This is a genomic window from Burkholderia sp. Bp8986, assembly GCF_003854225.1.
In the GTDB taxonomy this organism is placed as follows: Bacteria; Pseudomonadota; Gammaproteobacteria; order Burkholderiales; family Burkholderiaceae; genus Burkholderia.
In genome coordinates this window covers 72101-89667 of the sequence record NZ_QTQM01000007.1, presented here as the reverse complement: position 1 = coordinate 89667, position 17567 = coordinate 72101, and the positions used below count along the sequence as shown (strand labels likewise).

The 17567-nt window shown below is 69.1% G+C and carries 17 protein-coding genes; 5 read left to right on the top strand and 12 right to left on the bottom strand.

Annotation, left to right across the window (positions count from 1 at the left end; translation table 11 throughout):
* Positions 1-90: 90 nt before the first annotated feature.
* Positions 91-432, bottom strand: coding sequence for a hypothetical protein (locus tag DID99_RS09730; protein ID WP_044847852.1), 342 nt, complete (start codon positions 430-432; stop codon positions 91-93).
* Between the two features lie 353 nt (positions 433-785).
* Here DID99_RS09730 and DID99_RS09725 point away from each other — a divergent pair, with 353 nt between their 5' ends.
* Complete coding sequence (locus tag DID99_RS09725; protein ID WP_124666559.1) at positions 786-1559, top strand: phytanoyl-CoA dioxygenase family protein; 774 nt, start codon at positions 786-788, stop codon at positions 1557-1559.
* 158 nt (positions 1560-1717) lie between these two features.
* Here the strand turns inward: DID99_RS09725 and DID99_RS09720 are convergent, their stop codons facing one another.
* A complete protein-coding gene (locus tag DID99_RS09720; protein WP_044847854.1) occupies positions 1718-1924 on the bottom strand; it encodes a DUF3185 family protein in 207 nt (68 codons plus the stop codon).
* Positions 1925-2108: 184 nt separating this feature from the next.
* Here DID99_RS09720 and mgrA point away from each other — a divergent pair, with 184 nt between their 5' ends.
* Positions 2109-3152 carry an L-glyceraldehyde 3-phosphate reductase gene (gene mgrA / locus DID99_RS09715; RefSeq protein ID WP_124570754.1) on the top strand — a complete coding sequence of 348 codons (1044 nt, stop codon included), beginning with the start codon at positions 2109-2111 and terminating at the stop codon, positions 3150-3152.
* A 119-nt stretch (positions 3153-3271) separates the two neighbouring features.
* Here mgrA and DID99_RS09710 read toward each other — a convergent pair whose 3' ends face one another.
* Both DID99_RS09710 and DID99_RS09705 read right to left on the bottom strand, forming a co-directional pair.
* Positions 3272-3457 carry a hypothetical protein gene (locus DID99_RS09710; protein WP_014895742.1) on the bottom strand — a complete coding sequence of 62 codons (186 nt, stop codon included), beginning with the start codon at positions 3455-3457 and terminating at the stop codon, positions 3272-3274.
* Between the two features lie 307 nt (positions 3458-3764).
* Positions 3765-4646, bottom strand: a complete 882-nt coding sequence (locus DID99_RS09705) for a DMT family transporter (RefSeq protein ID WP_124570753.1) — start codon at positions 4644-4646, stop codon at positions 3765-3767.
* An 823-nt stretch (positions 4647-5469) separates the two neighbouring features.
* Here DID99_RS09705 and DID99_RS09695 point away from each other — a divergent pair.
* Together DID99_RS09695 and DID99_RS09690 are read left to right on the top strand one after the other, a co-directional pair.
* Positions 5470-5682 (top strand): hypothetical protein, encoded by a 213-nt coding sequence (locus DID99_RS09695; RefSeq protein ID WP_011886311.1) that lies wholly within the window; start codon positions 5470-5472, stop codon positions 5680-5682.
* Between the two features lie 49 nt (positions 5683-5731).
* Complete coding sequence (locus DID99_RS09690; protein WP_124520550.1) at positions 5732-6763, top strand: serine/threonine protein kinase; 1032 nt, start codon at positions 5732-5734, stop codon at positions 6761-6763.
* Between the two features lie 79 nt (positions 6764-6842).
* Here DID99_RS09690 and DID99_RS09685 read toward each other — a convergent pair whose 3' ends face one another.
* Together DID99_RS09685 and DID99_RS09680 are read right to left on the bottom strand one after the other, a co-directional pair.
* On the bottom strand, positions 6843-8285 hold the full coding sequence (locus DID99_RS09685) for a coniferyl aldehyde dehydrogenase (RefSeq protein WP_124666558.1): 1443 nt from the start codon (positions 8283-8285) through the stop codon (positions 6843-6845).
* A gap of 39 nt (positions 8286-8324) precedes the next feature.
* Positions 8325-8789 (bottom strand): hypothetical protein, encoded by a 465-nt coding sequence (locus tag DID99_RS09680; RefSeq protein WP_124666557.1) that lies wholly within the window; start codon positions 8787-8789, stop codon positions 8325-8327.
* A gap of 217 nt (positions 8790-9006) precedes the next feature.
* Between DID99_RS09680 and DID99_RS09670 the strand changes: the two genes are divergently transcribed.
* A complete protein-coding gene (locus DID99_RS09670) occupies positions 9007-10647 on the top strand; it encodes a GMC family oxidoreductase (protein ID WP_124666556.1) in 1641 nt (546 codons plus the stop codon).
* A 53-nt stretch (positions 10648-10700) separates the two neighbouring features.
* Here DID99_RS09670 and DID99_RS09665 read toward each other — a convergent pair whose 3' ends face one another.
* The 6 genes from DID99_RS09665 to fliF are packed head-to-tail and all read right to left on the bottom strand — an operon-like array spanning position 10701 to position 17529.
* Complete coding sequence (locus DID99_RS09665; RefSeq protein ID WP_124666555.1) at positions 10701-12074, bottom strand: flagellar hook-length control protein FliK; 1374 nt, start codon at positions 12072-12074, stop codon at positions 10701-10703.
* A 31-nt stretch (positions 12075-12105) separates the two neighbouring features.
* On the bottom strand, positions 12106-12564 hold the full coding sequence (gene fliJ / locus DID99_RS09660; protein ID WP_044849246.1) for a flagellar export protein FliJ: 459 nt from the start codon (positions 12562-12564) through the stop codon (positions 12106-12108).
* A gap of 5 nt (positions 12565-12569) precedes the next feature.
* Positions 12570-14111: a flagellar protein export ATPase FliI gene (gene fliI, locus DID99_RS09655; protein WP_124486675.1), complete on the bottom strand. Its 1542-nt coding sequence runs from the start codon at positions 14109-14111 to the stop codon at positions 12570-12572.
* Entirely contained in the window at positions 14105-14788 is a 684-nt protein-coding gene (gene fliH / locus DID99_RS09650; RefSeq protein WP_124486674.1) for a flagellar assembly protein FliH, read from the bottom strand. The genes fliI and fliH overlap by 7 nt, the downstream gene beginning before the upstream one ends.
* Positions 14781-15776, bottom strand: a complete 996-nt coding sequence (fliG, locus tag DID99_RS09645) for a flagellar motor switch protein FliG (protein WP_124486673.1) — start codon at positions 15774-15776, stop codon at positions 14781-14783. The genes fliH and fliG overlap by 8 nt, the downstream gene beginning before the upstream one ends.
* Positions 15766-17529 (bottom strand): flagellar basal-body MS-ring/collar protein FliF, encoded by a 1764-nt coding sequence (fliF, locus tag DID99_RS09640; RefSeq protein ID WP_044849242.1) that lies wholly within the window; start codon positions 17527-17529, stop codon positions 15766-15768. The genes fliG and fliF overlap by 11 nt, the downstream gene beginning before the upstream one ends.
* Between the last annotated feature and the right edge of the window lie 38 nt (positions 17530-17567).

Genomic DNA, 17567 nt, shown 5'->3' with positions numbered 1-17567 from the left:
CGGCATGCCGGGGTTTTTTTATGCGTGTCACTCGCCGGCGGGATGACGGCGCGCGACGATCGTGGCGGGCAGCGTGCCGCCGGCTCGGCTTCAGCGTGCGCCGAACCCGAACCAGCCGTTGCTGGCCGCGAGGCGGCGCGGGCGATTGACGCGGCGCTGCGGGCCCAGCGTGCGGCGCAGCGCGAGCGCGCGCAGCGACGACGGCTTCTGCAGCAGCGAGCGCAGGCCGGCGCGGCGGGCGAACGCCTGTGCGCTCATCATCGAGAAGAACGCGTGGAACCACGCGCGGATGCCGTCCAGCCGGCTGTGCGCGTGCGTGTGCTCGGCGAGCGCCTGCGTGCGCGCGCGGTGATGGCGCAGCGGGCGGGCGGGAGCGGACGGCACGACGCGCTTCGCAGCGCGGCTGAGACGGGAAGTCAGACGGAATGGCATGTGAACGATGCTTCGCTTGTATGGATGGCGCCCTTGAAGAGCGCACTGGTATGAACGGCCTCGGATGGCGCAACGGATCTTACCGAAAGTCGTTGCGCGCCGCGCCCGCCAGAATTGACAGGCCGCGACAGGCTACCGGGGTTTCATGACGTGCAAAAGTCGCGATAAACCCTTGTGCCGCAAGCGTGTCGTCGCATACCGCCTGTCGCTGAGGCTCGCGCCGCGCCGCACAGTTCCCTTGAGCCAGATCAAATCGGCGATTGGCATGCCCCTGCGTACGACAATGGCGCTGTTCGCGGCATCCGGCGCCGATTTACAATCGTCACATTCACACAATAAACGTCTGGCATCCCATGTCGTCTTCATTGCAGTCGGAATCGATCCGCGCGCAAGTCGCGGAATTGCGCGAACGCGGCTTCGTCGTCGCGCGCGGCCTCGTCGGCGAAGCGCAGTGCGCGACGCTCAAGCGGATCGCGGAGCGCCAGTTGCAGGAAGCGGCGGAGCCGATCGAGTTCGAGGCGGATTTGCGCTACCCGGGCGCGCCCGAGTCGAAGCATGCGCCGGGCGGGCATACGGTGCGGCGGCTGCTGGACGCCTACACGCGCGATCCGGCGTTCGCCGAGCGCGCGATCGCGCCGGAAATCGGCGCGTGGATGCGCGAGTACTTCGGCGAGCAGCCGGTGCTGTCGCGCGCGCATCACAACTGCATGATGACGAAGCATCCGGCGTACGGCAGCCTGACGGGCTGGCATCGCGACTTCCGCTACTGGTCGTTCGAACGTGCGGACATGGTGTCGGTGTGGCTCGCGCTCGGCCCGGAAACGAATGAAAACGGGGCGCTCTGGCTGGTGCCGGGTTCGCACATGGCCGAATTCGGGCCGGAAGCGTTCGACGACGCGAAGTTCTTCCGCAGCGACCTGCCGGAAAACCGCAAGATGATCGACGCGGCAACCTGCCCGCCGCTCCAGACGGGCGACGTCGTGTTTTTCCACTGCAACACGCTGCATTCGGCGGGGCAGAACCGCTCCGACCAGGTGAAGTTCTCGCTCGTCTACACGTATCACGGCGTGAGCAACCGGCCGGTGCCGGGCACGCGTTCGGCGGCGAAGCCGGAAGTGCAGTTCTAGCAGCGGTTCGGGCAGCGCTGCAGCCGCGTCGATGGTTCGATGCGGCGCGGCGGCCGCATGAGCGGATGAAGAAACGGGCGGCCTGGCCGCCCGTTGCGTTTTGTGCGGCCCGCATCGCGCGAGGCGGGCACGTCGTCATGCGTCGCGCGGCTGCGAGATCAGCGCTTGTTGGCCGGCATCGCGAGGCCGATCAGGCCGATCAGCATTGCGACGGCGCCGCCGGCGATCAGCAGGATCGTTTTCGTGGCGGGCGAGCCGGTGAAGAAGCGCGACACGTTGTCGTTGATCGAATGGAACGACTGGCCGCCGAAATACAGCAGCACGACGCCGCCGACGAGCAGCGCAACCGAGATGACCCGGGACATACCAACCTCGCTGTAACGGTGATTCGAGACGCCGCAGTGTAGGCGACGCGCGCAGCCGCGTCCATTGCCGTGCGCGCATCGGCCACGTTCGCTACCATAGCCGTCGTATGTTTCCTTCGCCGCCGGCGCGTGATGTTCGCGCGCGGCGCGCGTCCCTTCCCCGACGTCCTGACGGAACCGACTCATGGCCTACGAAGCAGCTTCCGAACGTTATGCCGACATGCAATACCGCACCTGCGGCAAATCCGGGCTCAAACTGCCCGCCCTGTCGCTCGGCCTGTGGCACAACTTCGGCGACTCGACGCCGATCGCGACGCAGCGCGAGATCCTGCGCACCGCGTTCGACCTCGGCATCAATCACTTCGACCTCGCGAACAACTACGGGCCGCCGTACGGCAGCGCCGAAACCAACTTCGGCCGGCTGCTGAAGGAAGATTTCCGGCCGTACCGCGACGAGCTGCTGATCTCGACGAAGGCCGGCTGGGACATGTGGCCGGGGCCGTACGGCAGCGGCGGCGGGTCGCGCAAGTACGTGCTCGCGAGCCTTGACCAGAGCCTGCAGCGCATGGGCCTCGACTACGTCGACATCTTCTATTCGCACCGCTTCGACGCACACACGCCGCTCGAGGAAACCGCCGGCGCGCTCGCATCGGCCGTGCAGCAGGGCAAGGCGCTGTATATCGGCATCTCGTCGTACTCGGCCGCGAAGACGCGCGAGATGGCCGAACTGCTCGCGCAATACAAGGTGCCGCTGCTGATCCACCAGCCGTCCTACAACATGCTGAACCGCTGGATCGAGCCGGACCTGCTCGGCACGCTCGACGAGATCGGCACGGGCAGCATCGCGTTCACGCCGCTCGCGCAGGGGCTGCTGACGTCGAAATACCTGAACGGCGTGCCGGAAGACGCTCGCGTGAACAAACCGGGCGGCGGCTCGCTGAAGCAGGATCACCTGAGCGCGGAGAACCTCGAGCACGTGCGCAAGCTCAACGGTATCGCCGAGCGGCGCGGGCAGAGCCTCGCGCAAATGGCGCTCGCGTGGGTGCTGCGCAATGGCCGCGTGACGTCCGCACTGATCGGCGCGAGCCGTGCGGAGCAGGTGCGTGAAAACGTCGGCGCGCTGAAGAATCTCGAATTCTCGGCCGACGAACTCGCGGAGATCGATCGCCACGCGATCGAGGGCGGCATCAATCTGTGGGAAAAGCCGTCCACCGATCAGGCGATCTGACCGGCAGCAACGACCGTCGATACAGGATGCGAAGCATTGCATGCCGTATCGCCGCGCACGCACACACGCCGTCGCGTCGCTGCAATGCAGCGACGTGACCGCCGCGCGCCGACGCGTGGCTAGAGGAGTGCAGGCAGGCCCTCGACGAGCAATACCGCAACGCCGACGCCGAGGATGACGCCGAGCACGCGCAGCAGGTTGTGGCGGAATTCGGTTGCGCACGGCACCGCGCCGAGAAATAGCGCTCCGGCCAGCGCCATCGGAATCAACAGGATGAAGTCGCCGATCGTGAAATAGGTCGTCATGCGTGTCTCCGTAGTCGGCCGGAACAGGCGCAGGCGCGTCTTCCAGCCCCATGCCGGGCATCTCTCTTGTTGGGCCGACCGATTCGCGATTGCGAGCGGGTCGGACAGTTCGAGTATAGGCAAGCTCGCCGCGATTTTCGCTATCCGAACCATTAAAAGTATGCGGAAAACCCCGGGGATTCCGCATTTTTCCCGCGAATTGGACGAATGCCTTGCGCCAGTCTTTCCCGTTCCTTTCGATTGGCGCGGAAACGCCGTACGTGTTCGCTACGGGCTGCCGCACCCGCGGGCGCGGCAGCCCGGCCGCTTACGCGCGATCGGGTTGCGCGCGAACGGCGGGCGTGCGGAACACGAGCGCGAGGCCCCCGACGATCGCCCCCATGCCGGCGAGCGCGAGCGGTTCGGGCCGGTTGCCGAGCCAGAGCGCGTCCATCAGCGTGGTGACGACGGGCACGAGATAGAACAGGCTCGTCACGTTGACGAGATCGCCGCGCTGCATCAACCGGTAGAACAGCAACTGCGCGATCACCGAGATCACGATCCCGAGCCACAGCAGCGGCACGACGAACGCCCAGCCGATCTCGAGCGAGATCGGCCGGAACGGCAGGATCGCCACGCACAGCACGAGGCCGATCGCGTTCTGCAGCGGCAGCACGTCGGCAGGCGCCGCGCGCACGCGCTTTTGCAGCAGCGAGCCGGCGGTCAGCGCGACGAGCGCCGTGAGCGCGCAGGCGACGCCGATGACCGGCAGGCCGGCACCGCCCACGCCGCGGCACACGACGAGCGCGAGACCGGCCAACGACAGCCCGAGCCCGGCGATACGCATCGGTTGCCAGCGCCGCTCGACGATCGCGAGCGTGAGGATCGGCTGCACGCCGAGGATCGTCGCGAGCACGCCCGGCGCGATCCCGCGATCGAGCGCGAGCAGGTAGAAGATCGAATAGCCGCCCATCATCAGCAGGCCGGTCAGCGCGGCCATGCGGCGCTCGCCGCGTGGCGGCAGCCAGCGTCCGCGCATGATGGCCAGCGCGAGCAGCACGAGTGACGCGAGCGCGAATCGCGCGGTGAGAAAGACGAACGCGGATGCGTGATGCAGACCGAGTTCCGCGAAGATCGCGCCGCTGCTCCACAGCAGGACGAAGAGCGACGTCACGCCATGCGCGGCGAGCGCGCGTTTGAACGAAACCATGTGAATCCACCTGTCGAACGGATCGAAACGTTCCATGTCGCGCGTGCGGGAACGCGTCGTGCGCGATCGCGCACGAACGGCCCGAACGGGCAAATGGAAAACGGAAACCGAAAGCCGGCTGGTCAGCCGACGCGTGCCGCCGGCGGGGGCGGCGCGGCGCCGACGCGCGGCGGTGCGACAGGAGGAGGGAGGACCGACGGATGCGCGCACGCCTGCGGCCGCGAGTCGAACTGCGGCCGGGATTTTGCGAGAGCGGACGTGAGCGGATGCATCGTGTCGAAATGCGCTTGAACGCGAATGAACGTCAAAGGTAACGCAAGGCGGCCGTGCAGCGCAACCGCTGGCGCACCGGCACCGCCATACGCTATGGCGCCACGACACTACGACATCACGCCGCACGCCGCGCGTCGGTAGCTGCGTGAGTCTCGTTCGAGGTAGGGGGCGCGGCATTGAGGCGCGAGGCCGCGGGCGTGGTTCCGTTCGCTGCGCTCACGCGAAGTCTCCTCGCGACCGGGCAAAGGGCAGACGATACGCCTGTCGTGCGATTCGCGTGCGCGCCGCGCGTATGGCCGGATTCGGCGGACAGTCACATTCGACAGGGTATGATGGGGGTATCCGCCCGTGCAAGCGCACGCGCGGCGCAGTGGTTGATTGGAGACATTCGACGAATTCGCGGCACTTCGCCTGCTTCTTCTTCTTTTCGCGCTTCGATAAACCGTGAACAATGGGATCACGCGCAACACCCCGACGAGGGCGGCGCGGATCGTGCATTTGCCGGCTCGCCAGCGAGCCGGGTTTCAAGTTTCAAGAGTGGGGAACCATCATGCATGTCGGGTCGATTGTCTGCACTACCCATATCGCAGTGCCGAAGGGCGCGCGCGGCATCGTTCAGCGCGTTCTGGGCGACATGGCCATGGTGACCTGGTACGCGGGCGTGCCGGGCGAGTCGAAGGAACTCAACACCGAGCCGTTCTTTCTCGAGGACCTGATCGACACCGGCGAATCCGTGCTGCCGGCCGGCGCCGCGATCCACTGAGCGCGCGTGCCGCACCGGGCGCTCGTGTTTCGGCGCGGCTGACGGCACAATGCGGGGCATGAAAGACGACACTTCCGCCCCCGCAGCTCCCGCCGGCCCGCCGTTCGCCGGCCTCACGCCCGAGTGCGTGCTCGACGCGCTCGACAGCGTGCTGATGCCGTCCGGGCTGCGCACCGACGGGCGCCTGCTCGCGCTCAACAGCTACGAAAACCGCGTCTACCAGGTCGGCATCGAAGACGGCCCGCCGGTCGTCGCGAAGTTCTACCGGCCCGCGCGCTGGTCGGACGACGCGATCCTGGAAGAACACGCGTTCGTCGCCGAGCTCGCCGCGCGCGAGATTCCGGCGGTGCCCGCGCGCGCGTTCGACGGCCGCACGCTGCATGCGTTCGACGGCTTCCGCTTCTCGATCTTCGAGCGGCGCGGCGGCCGCGCGCCCGATCTCGACCGCAGCGACACGCTCGAATGGCTCGGCCGCTTCATCGGCCGGATTCACGCGGTCGGCGCGACCGAGCCGTATGTCGCGCGTCCGGTGCTCGACATCCGCACGTTCGGCTACGAGCCGCGCGACTACCTGCTCGCGCACGATTTTCTTCCCGACGATGTCCGGCCCGCCTACGAGACGGCGGTGAACCTCGCGCTCGAAGGCGTCGAGGCCGCGTTCGAGCGTGCGGGCGAGATTCGCCTGCTGCGCACGCACGGCGACTGCCATCCGAGCAACGTGTTGTGGACCGACGCAGGCCCGCATTTCGTCGACTTCGACGATAGCCGGATGGCGCCCGCCGTCCAGGATCTGTGGCTGCTGCTGCCGGGCGATCGCGAAGGCGCCTCGCGCGCGCTCGCGGACCTGCTCGCAGGTTATGAGGACTTCTGCGAATTCGAGCCGCGCGAGCTGCATCTGGTCGAAGCGCTGCGCACGCTGCGCTTGATCCACTACGCGGCCTGGCTGGCGCGCCGCTGGGACGATCCGGCGTTTCCGGCCGCGTTCCCGTGGTTCAACACGCATCGCTACTGGGAAGCACGCGTGCTCGAGCTGCGCGAGCAGATCGGCGCGATGCAGGAAGGGCCGCTCTGGCCCGTGTGACGTGCGACGGCGCGCGCGGCAGCGTCGCCGTGCGGCGTTCGCGGGCGGGCCGGCGCGTGTGGCGCGCGGCCCGCATCGCTCAGAACTTCAGCATCATCCTGATGACCGCGGCGAAGCGCTTGCCGTAAGGCGGTGCGATCAGCCCGCGGGTATTCAGGCGCGCCTGCGTGAGCACGGGCTTCATCTTCGAGAACGTCACGAAGCCGTCGTAGCCGTGATACGCGCCCATCCCGCTCGCGCCGACGCCGCCGAACGGCAGGCTGCCGCACGCAATGTGCAGCAGTGCGTCGTTCACCGTCACGCCGCCCGAGATCGTTTCGCGCATCACGCGCTCGACCGTGCCGCCATCCTCGTCGAACAGGTACAGCGCGAGCGGCCGCGGCCGCGCGTTCACGTACGCGATCGCCTCGTCGAGCCGCTCGTACGGCACGAGCGGCAGCAACGGCCCGAAGATTTCCTCCTGCATCAGTTGCGACGCGGCCGGCACGTGCGTGACCGCGCACGGCACGAAGCGGCGTGACGCGGGATCGGACTGCGCGTCCGACAGCGGATGCAATTGCGCGCCTGCCGCCTCCGCGTCGGTCGCCAGCTGCTGCAGCCGGGCGTAATGGCGCGGCGACACGATCGTCGTGTAGTCGCCGTTGGTCGACAGGTCCGGATACAGCTTCGCGAAGCGCGCTCGTGCCCGCTCGATGAACGCGGCTTCCATCCCGCGCGGCAGCAGCACGTAGTCGGGCGCGATGCAGGTCTGGCCCGCGTTCAGCGTCTTGCCGCCGATGATCGCGTCGACGGCCGCATCGAAGCGCGCATTCGGACCGACGATCGCCGGCGACTTCCCGCCGAGTTCGAGCGTGACGGGTGTGAGGTTGTCGGCCGCGGCGCGCATCACATGGCGGCCGACGTGCGTCGACCCGGTGAACAGCAGGTGATCGAACGGCAGCGCGCTGAATGCGGCGCCGATCTCCGCATCGCCGTTTACGACCGCGACGTGGTCGCGCGAGAAGGTGTTCGCAATCAGTTGCTCGAACAGCGCCGACGTGCGCGGCGTCAGTTCGGACATCTTGATGATCGCGCGGTTGCCGGCCACGAGCGCGCAGATCAGCGGCCCGGCCGCGAGCAGGAGCGGATAGTTCCACGGCACGACGATGCCGACCACGCCGAGCGGCTGCGGCAGCACCTTCGCGCGCGCCGGCCGCAGCCATTTGTTCATCGGCTTGCGGATGGGCTTCATCCAGCGCTTGCCGTGCTTGAGCGCATCGTCGATCTCTTCCTTCGCCATCCAGATTTCCGACAGCAGTACTTCCTGCTTCGCGCGATGCCCGAAGTCGGCGCTGATCGCATCGGCGAGCGCATCCGCGTGATCGAGCAGCATCGTGCGCAGCGCGCGCAGGTGCTGCGCGCGGGTGTCCCACTCCGGATACGGCGCGCGCAGGTAGGCCGCGCGCTGGTCGCGCAGCAGCGACGTCAGCGCATCGACCGACGGCGCCGTTTGCGGGGCCAGTTCGGGCAGGTCGTTCTTCATGTCGTCTACTCCAGTTGGGCGTGGCACGTCGGCCAGCAGTCAGGCCGCACGTACCCGCTCGGCGAGCGTGGTGGGGCGGGTCGGGATGGCGCGCGTCGCGCGGCACGGGGCCGGATGCAATGCACGGTCGAAAACAGGGTGCAACGTGCGGCAAGCGTCGTATCCGCGCGACGGTATTCGTGTTCGAAAACGGGATTGCTCGGGGTGCGCGTGCGGCTCGCTGCGACTTCCGAATGGTGCGCGATCGCGAATTGCCGATGCTTGCCGGCGCACCGAAGCGGCATGACGCGATGCGCGCGACGATGCATGAATCGGCAGGTCGAGCCGCGCATGCGACGCGCCGTTCAAACGGTCGGCGATACGCGGCGTCGTTCGATTTCGACCGGCCGCGCGCACGGTGTTGCACGTCACCGCCAAGGCATCCGTTTGAAATGAAATGCGGGCCGCGCGCGGTGCGTCCGGACAACCCGATCGGCACGCGGCCTGCAGAACGTCGCGCTGCATCGTCGTCTCCCCAGTTTCGCGACGGCGCGGCTTCTGGCGGCCGCTGCATCGCGTCGAATTCATCGATACATCTTAAATTTAGTTCACGCGGGCGTTTAGAGGAATCGCTCTTGAATCGGCGTGCCGCGCGCGCGACGGCCATTCCTACAATGCCCGAACATTACAAGCGGGAGCCGGGCCGCGCCGGGCGCCGTTCATGACACGAAGGAGACGTGACATGCAATACGACTACATCATCGTCGGTGGAGGATCGGGCGGGTCGAGCCTCGCGAGCCGCCTCGCCGATGCATGCCTCGACGCGACGATCGCGTTGATCGAGGCCGGTTCGCACACGGCGCGCAACCTGCTCGTCAACATGCCGGTGGGGATCGCGGCGCTCGTGCCGTTCAAGCTCGGCACGAACTACGGTTACGAAACGGTGCCGCAGCCGGGCCTCGGCGGCCGCCGCGGCTACCAGCCGCGCGGACGCGGGATGGGCGGCTCGAGCGCGATCAACGCGATGATCTACACGCGCGGCCATCCGGGCGACTACGACGAGTGGGCACAACTCGGTGCGACGGGCTGGGGCTGGCAGGACGTGCTGCCGTATTTCCGCCGCGCGGAAGGCAACGCGCGCGGCGCCGACGCCTGGCACGGCGCGGACGGGCCGCTGACGGTGTCCGATCTGCGCTTTCGCAATCCGTTCTCCGAACGATTCATCCAGGCCGCGCACGCGGCCGGTTATCCGCTCAACGACGACTTCAACGGCGCGACGCAGGAAGGCGTCGGCTTCTATCAGGTCACGCATCGCGACGGCTCGCGCTGCAGCGTTGCACGTGCGTACATCTACGACCGTGACCGGCCGAACCTGCATGTGATCACCGATGCGACGGTGCTGCGCGTGGGCTTCGACGGCAGGCGCGCGGTCGGTGTGGTGGTGTCGCGCGACGGACGCGTCGAAACGCTCGGCGCGCGCGCGGAAGTGATCCTGTCGGCCGGCGCGTTCAATTCGCCGCAACTGCTGATGTGCTCGGGGATCGGGCCGGCGGAACAACTGCGCCGGCACGGGATCGCGGTCGTGCAGGACGCGCCGGATGTCGGCACCAACCTGATCGACCATATCGACTTCATCATCAACACGCGCGTGAATTCGTCGGAGCTGGTCGGCATCTGCATGCGCGGGATCGCGAAGATGGCGCCGGCGCTCGCGCGCTACTTCTCGAGCCGCACGGGGATGATGACGAGCAACGTCGCGGAGGCCGGCGGCTTCATCAAGAGCGATCCGTCGCTCGATCGTCCGGACCTGCAGCTGCATTTCTGCACGGCGCTCGTCGACGATCACAACCGCAAGATGCACTGGGGCTTCGGTTATTCGCTGCACGTGTGCGCGTTGCGCCCGTTCAGCCGCGGCACGGTCGCGCTCGCGAGCGGCGATGCGCGCGACGCGCCGCTGATCGATCCGCGTTTCTTCAGCGATACGCGCGATCTCGACCTGCTCGTGCGCGGTGCGCAGGCGATGCGCCGGATCCTGTCGCAGGCGCCGCTCGCGTCGCAGGGCGGGCGCGAGCTGTACACGCGGGCGGGCCAGAGCGAAGCCGAGCTGCGCGCGACGATCGTCGCGCACGCCGACACGATCTATCACCCGGTCGGAACCTGCCGGATGGGCTCGGATGCGCGCGCGGTCGTGGATCCGCAACTGCGCGTTCGGGGTGTCGAAAGGCTGCGGGTGGTGGATGCGTCGGTGATGCCGACGCTGATCGGCGGGAACACGAATGCGCCGTCGGTGATGATCGGCGAACGCGCGGCGGACTTCATCGTCGCGGCGCGCCGGGGCAGCGTGCCGCGCGGTGAGGCGGCCGCGGCCGCGCACGGCCGCTGAGCGGCACATACTCGCACATACCGGCACATACCGGCACGCGAGCGACGCGATGCTCAGGCGAACGTATCGACGAGGCCCGCGCGGCTCACGGTGGCGGCGGCCGATGCGGATTGCGCGGCGTCGAGCGGTGCGTCGACGGCTGACGATCCGGCGCGCGCGCGCGGCGACGACCGGCCGCCGGCGAAGCTTTGCTGCGGGTTCTGCTGCTGCGACGCGAAGCCGCCGTCGCTGACCGTCGCGCTGCCCAGGCCGAGCCCGCCCGCTTCCATTGCCTCGCGCAGCTTCGGCAGCGCGGCTTCCACCGCGTCACGCACCTGCGCGTGCTGCGATACGAACAGTGCATGCGCGTGGTTGTCCGCGACGCGCAGCACGACCTGCAGCGGGCCGAGGTCCGGCGGGTTCAGCGTCAGCTCGGCGCTCTGCTGGTGCGCATTCGACAGGAACACGACCTTCTGGCTCAGCGCATCCGTCCAGTCGGCGGTGCCGACGTGCGGGGCCAGCACGTGCGGGTTGGCCGCGGCAATCGTGCTTGCGGCGGGCGATGCCTGGAGGTTCGCCTGGGCGGCTGCCGCAGCCGTGGCGGCGGCAGCGACCGTTGCGTCGGCGGCCGGGCTGGCGGTTTCTTCGGCGGCCGCGAATGCATGTTGCGCGGCGGGTTGGGCCGTTGCGCCGGCCTGCAGCGCCGGTGCGGCGGCCTGCGTGGCGGGCTGCTGTGTCGCGGGCGCGCCTTTGGCGTCGGCGAGCGCGCGGTCGAACGTCGGGACCTTCGGCGTCAGCGGGGCGGCGGCCGAGGCCGACGTCGTCGCTGCCGGTGCGGGCGCTGCGGCCGCCGCCGCGCCCGCCGCCGCGCCCGTCGCGGGCATCGCGATCGCGCCCGCGCCGCCGGTCAGCTTCGCCAGCGCGGCCTGCAGCGCGTCGCGACCCGGCGCGGGGGCAGCCGGCTCGGCGGCCGCATCCTTGCCGGCATGATTCGTCAGCGCGGCCGTGGCGTCGGGCTGGCCGGACACGGCCGTCGTCTGCGCGGCAGTGGCGGTGCTGTCGGCATCGGCCGGCGCCGCGTCGTTCGTGCGAGCCAGCAGCTGCGCCTGCACGGCGGCGGCCGCTGCGAGCGCGGCGGCGTCGGGATTGGGCGTCGCGTTCGCGTCGTCGGTCGGCTTGTCGTCGCCCGTGCCGGACGGCTTCGTGCCGGCGGCCGGCGTCGCCGACACCTGTTTCGTCGTGGCGTCCGGCATGCCGGCATTCGTCGCGTCGTGCCGCGTGTCGACGCTTTGCTTCAGCGTCTGCGCGAACGGCACGGCGGCCGGGCTGGCGGCGGCATCGTTGCCGGCGGTCTTGCCGGCGGCGGCCGACGAACCCGCGTCGCGGACGGCCTTGAGTGCGGTGCCGGCGGTGTCGAGCAGCGCGCCGAGCAGGGGCAGGGGAGGCATGACGATTCTCTCGTTCGAAAGCGGTGAGCGGCTACGCCGAGCGGGCGGCGTCGGCCCGCATGCGCAGGATCTTCGCGGCGTGTTCGTCGGCGTCGCGCTGTTCGCGCTTCGCGGTACGCTGCGCTTCCTGCGCGACGCCGCGCGCCTGCAGGATTTCGTATGAGCCGACGGTGCGTTTCTTCTGTTGCCAGTTCGGGCGCGCCTCGTCGATGCGGCGTTCAGCTGCGGCCAGCACGTTGCGCTGCTGCGCGATCGCAGCGTCGAGCGTGTCGATGAACGCCTGGAAATTGCGCCAGTTGCCGGCCGGCATCCCGCTCTGCGCGGACTGCGCGAAGCGTGCGTGGTATTCGTCGCGATAGCGCAGCAGCGCATCGAGCTGCTCGGCGGCAGCGGTGCGGTCGCGCTGCGCGGTGCCGAGCTGCTTCGCGGCCGTATCGAGATCTTCCTGCGCGCGGTCGAGCAGCAGTTGAAGGGGAAAGCCGTGTGCCATCGGGATCAGCCTCCGTGTACGTCGAACAGCGCATCGAGCGCGGCGAGGCTCGATTCGAACGGTGCGCATTCGCGAAAGCCCTGCTGCAGGAACGATTCGATGCGCGGGTAGAGCGCGATCGCGCGGTCGAGCTGCGCGTCGCGGCCGGGCGCATAGGCGCCGACCGCGATCAGGTCGCGATTGCGCTGGTAGCGCGACAGCATCTGCTTGAACTGCCGAACGCGGTCGAGATGCGGTTCGTCGATCAGCGCGGTCATCGCGCGGCTGATCGACGCCTCGATGTCGATCGCCGGATAGTGGCCGGCCTCGGCGAGCGCGCGCGACAGCACGACGTGGCCATCGAGGATCGCGCGCGCCGAGTCGGCGATCGGGTCCTGCTGGTCGTCGCCTTCGGTCAGCACCGTGTAGAACGCGGTGATCGAGCCGCCGCCTTCGGGCCCGTTGCCGGTGCGCTCGACGAGCGCGGGCAGCTTCGCGAACACCGACGGCGGATAACCCTTGGTCGCGGGCGGCTCGCCGATCGCGAGCGCGATCTCGCGCTGCGCCATCGCGTAGCGCGTCAGCGAATCCATCAGCAGCAGCACGTGCTTGCCCTGGTCGCGGAAATACTCGGCGAGCGACGTCGCGTAGGCGGCGCCCTGCATCCGCAGCAGCGGCGACACGTCGGCCGGCGCCGCGACGACGACCGAGCGCGCGAGCCCGTCCTCGCCGAGGATCTGTTCGATGAATTCCTTCACTTCGCGGCCGCGTTCACCGATCAGCCCGATCACGATCACTTCCGCGCTGGTGTAGCGCGCCATCGTGCCGAGCAGCACCGACTTGCCGACGCCGGAGCCGGCGAACAGGCCCATCCGCTGCCCGCGGCCGACGGTGAGCAGGCCGTTGATCGCGCGCACGCCGACGTCGAGTACGTGGTGGATCGGCTCGCGATCGAGCGGGTTGATCGACGGCGCCGACAGCGGCGCATCGACCTTCGACCCGAGCGGGCCGAGGCCGTCGAGCGGGCGGCCCGACGCGTCGACGACGCGCCCGAGCATTTCCCAGCCGACCGGCAGCCGCTTGGCGCCCGCGAGCGGATCGGCGACGGGCGCGGCCTCCAGCGGCCATACGCGCGCGCCGGGCAGGACGCCGGCGACGTCGGTGGTCGGCATCAGGAACAGGCGATCGCCGGAGAACCCGACGACTTCCGCTTCCGCGTGCGGCAGCGTGCTGCCGGGCGGCAATTCGATCGTGCATTCGGCGCCGACCGACAGGCGCAGCCCGATCGCCTCGAGCACGAGGCCCGCGGCGCGCGTGAGGCGCCCGCACGGCCGCAGCGGCAGCGCGCGGTGGCTGCGTGTCGCGAGCCCGTTCAGGTGCGTGCGCCAGTGCGCGAGATGCGGATTGTGCGGCGCGCGTGGCGTGTCGCAGGCGGCATCCGTCGCGTGTGCCGGCGCGTCGTGCGCGGTGTCGTGCGGACCGTCGGGGCCGAACGACGCGAGCGCGAGTTCGCGCTCGAGCGGCGTCATTCCGTCGTGCAGGATCGATTCGGGCGTGGGCGTCACCATGCGCTCACCTTGCCGATCGCGGCGGCGACGCGCTGCCAGCGGGTGGGCAGCGTCGCGTCGACCTCGCCCGTCGCGGCGTGCGCGCGGCAGCCGCCGCGCTCGATCGACGCGTCGGTGCGCACGTTCCAGCCGAGCGTATCGAGTTCGTCCTGCAGATAGGCTTCGACGACGGGCAGGTCGGCCGGATTCACCGCGAGATGCGGCGCGCCGGACAGCGCCGGTTCGGCGGCGAGCACGTCGCGCACCGCCGCGACGAGCGCGGCCGGATCGTGCTTCACGTGCTGGCGCACGACCTGCTGCGCGATGTCGAGCGCGAGCTGCGCGAGGTCGGACGCGAGATCGTGCTCGATGCTCGATACGGCTTCGCGGAACGACGCGGCGAGCGCCGCGAGCTGCGCGGCCTGTTTGCGGGCTTCGGCCTGGCCGGCTTCGAAACCCTGCTCGCGGCCCTGGTCGAAACCGGCCTGATAACCCAGCGCCTGGCCTTCGACGTGACCGGCCGCATGGCCTTCGGCATGCGCGGCGTCGCGCACGCGCTGCAGGTCCGCGGCGAGCGCGGCGGCGGCCGCTGCGGCAGCGTCGGGCGGCGGCGGGGGCGGCGGCGGATCGAACGACGCCATCTCCCACCGCTGGTACGCGGTGAGGGTGCCGGCGGGCTCGCGCGCGGAATCAGACATACGCGTCTTCCGCCTTGCCGCCGATCACGACCTGGCCGCTTTCGGCGAGATTGCGGACGATTTGCAGGATGCGGCGCTGCTGCGTCTCGACTTCGGACACGCGCACCGGGCCGCGCGCGTCGAGATCCTCGGCGAGCAGTTCGGCCGCGCGTTGCGACATGTTCGCGAGGAACTTCTGGCGCAGCGCGGGCGGCGCGCCCTTCAGCGCGATGATCAGCGTTTCCGACTCGACTTCCTTCAGCACCATCTGGATCGCGCGATCCTCGAGGTCGAGCAGGTTCTCGAACACGAACATCTGGTCGATGATCTTCTGCGCGAGCTCCGCGTCGTACTGGCGCACGCTTTCGAGCACGCCTTCCTCATGATTGCTCGTCATGAAGTTCAGGATCTCGGCCGCGGTGCGGATGCCGCCCATCGGGCTGCGCTTCAGGTTGTCGCTGCCGGACAGCAGGCCGGTCAGCACGTCGTCGAGCTCGCGCAGCGCGGCCGGCTGGATGCCGTCGAGCGTCGCGATCCGCAGCAGCACGTCGTTGCGCAGCCGCTCGGTGAAGCACGATGCGATCTCGGACGCCTGGTCGCGGTCGAGGTGCACGAGGATGGTCGCGATGATCTGCGGATGCTCGTTCTTGATCAGTTCGGCCACCGCGCCCGAGTCCATCCACTTCAGGCCCTCGATGCCGCTCGTGTCGCTGCCCTGCAGGATCCGGTCGATCAGCACGCCGGCCTTGTCCTCGCCGAGCGCCTTGGTCAGCACCGAGCGGATGTAATCGCTCGAATCGAGCGACAGCGCGGTGTGCTGCTCGGCTTCCCTCGCGAACTCCTGCAGCACGTCCTCGACCTGCTCGCGCGTGACGTTCTTCAGCGCGGCCATCGCGGCGCCGATCTTCTGCACCTCGCGCGGCGCGAGGAACTTGAATACTTCAGCGGCCTCTTCCTCGCCGATCGACATCAGCAGCAGCGCGCTCTTGGTCAGGCCTTCAGCGTTCATCGGACACCCAGTTCTTCACGACGGTGGCGACGATCTTCGGATCCTGGCGGGCGATCGTGCGCGCGTAGTCGAGGTTGCGTTCGTAGCGGTTCTTTTCGTTCTCGAAGCCGAGCAGCAGCGCATCGGGCTCGTCGGCCTTGTCCGGGGCGGGCAGGCCGTCGAGCACGACCGCATCCTCCGGCGCCGCGAGCGCCGGCGCGGCCGGCTCGGGCGGCGGAAACGCGCGGCGCATCGCCGGGCGCACGAACATGAAATAGAGCGCCGCCGCGGCCGCCGCGATGCCGAGCCACTTCGCGGCTTCCTTCGCCATCGCGATCATGTCCGGCTGGCGCCACCACGGCAGGTCGGCGTACGGATCGCTCGCGGTCGAGAACGCGCTGTTCACGACGTTCACCGAGTCGCCGCGCTTCTCGTCGTAGCCCATCGCGTCCTTCACGAGCTGCTCGATCTGCGCGAGCTTCGCGGGTGGCAGCGGCTGCATCGTCACGTGGCCCTTCGCGTCGGCCACCGGCTGGTAATTGACGACGACGGCGACCGACAGCCGCTTCACGTTGCCCATCGGCTGCTCGACGTGGCGGATCGTCTTGTCGAGTTCGTAGTTGGTCGTCTGGTCCTTGCGGTCGCTGACGGGCGTCGACTGCGGCCCGCTCTGGCCGTTGCCGGCGACGATCGGCGCGGAGGCCGGCTGCGGCGGCGTGTTCGACAGCGCGCCCGGCACGCCCGAGGCGCCGCCCTGCGCGAGTTCGGTGGCCGTGCTGGTCTGCTGGCTGCGGATCGCGGTCTGCTGCGGCGAGGCGTTCGGGCCGTAGCTTTCCGAGGTCTGCTCGAGCCTGGAGAAATCGACGTCGGCGCTGACCTGCGAGCGCGCGTTGCCGGCGCCGAAGATCGGCGCGAGGATCGCGTCGATGCGCTTCTGCGTGTTGCGCTCGACCTGCTGCACGTACTTGAGCTGGCTCGCGTCGAGGCCGGAGGCCGACGCCGTCTGGGTCAGCAGGTTGCCGTCCTGGTCGACGATCGTCACGTTCTTGGCCGGCATGTCGGGCACGCCGGACGACACCATCCGCGTGATCGCCTGCACCTGGCCCTCGTCGAGCACGCGGCCCGGGTAGAGGTCGACGAACACCGACGCGCTCGGCGCTTCCTTGTCGCGCACGAACACCGATGGCTTCGGGATCGCGAGATGCACGCGCGCCGTTTTCACCGCGTTGATCGACTCGATCGTGCGCTGCAGCTCGCCTTCGAGCGCGCGCTGGTAGTTCACCTGCTCCGCGAACTGGCTGATGCCGAATTTCTGGTTGTCCATCAGCTCGAAGCCGACCGAGCCGCCCTTGGGCAGGCCCATCGCGGCGAGCTTCAGGCGCGTTTCGTGCACCTGGTTCGACGGCACCAGGATCGCGCCGCCCGCGTCGGCGAACTTGTAGGGAACGTTTGCCTGCTGGAGCGCGGTGATGATCGCGCCGCCGTCGCGGTCCGACAGGTTGCTGTACAGCACGCGATAGTCGGGCGCGCGGCTCCACAGCACGAGCGCGGTGATCGCGGCGACGGCGAACGCGACCGCGATCACGAACGGCAGCTTCGGGTTGCCCTTCATCCGCGAGATGCCGGGGATGCGTTCCGCGAAGCCGCCGAACCCGAAGTCCGCGCCGGCGCCGCCTGCTCCCGGCAACGCGGCGGCCGCGGTGGCGCCTGGCACCGGGCTGGCGAGGCCCGTGCGGGCGTCGGGGTTGATCAGCGAGTTGGCCTGCGAATCCATGCGTGGAGTTTCTCCGGAGCGGGACGACTGAGCCGCTC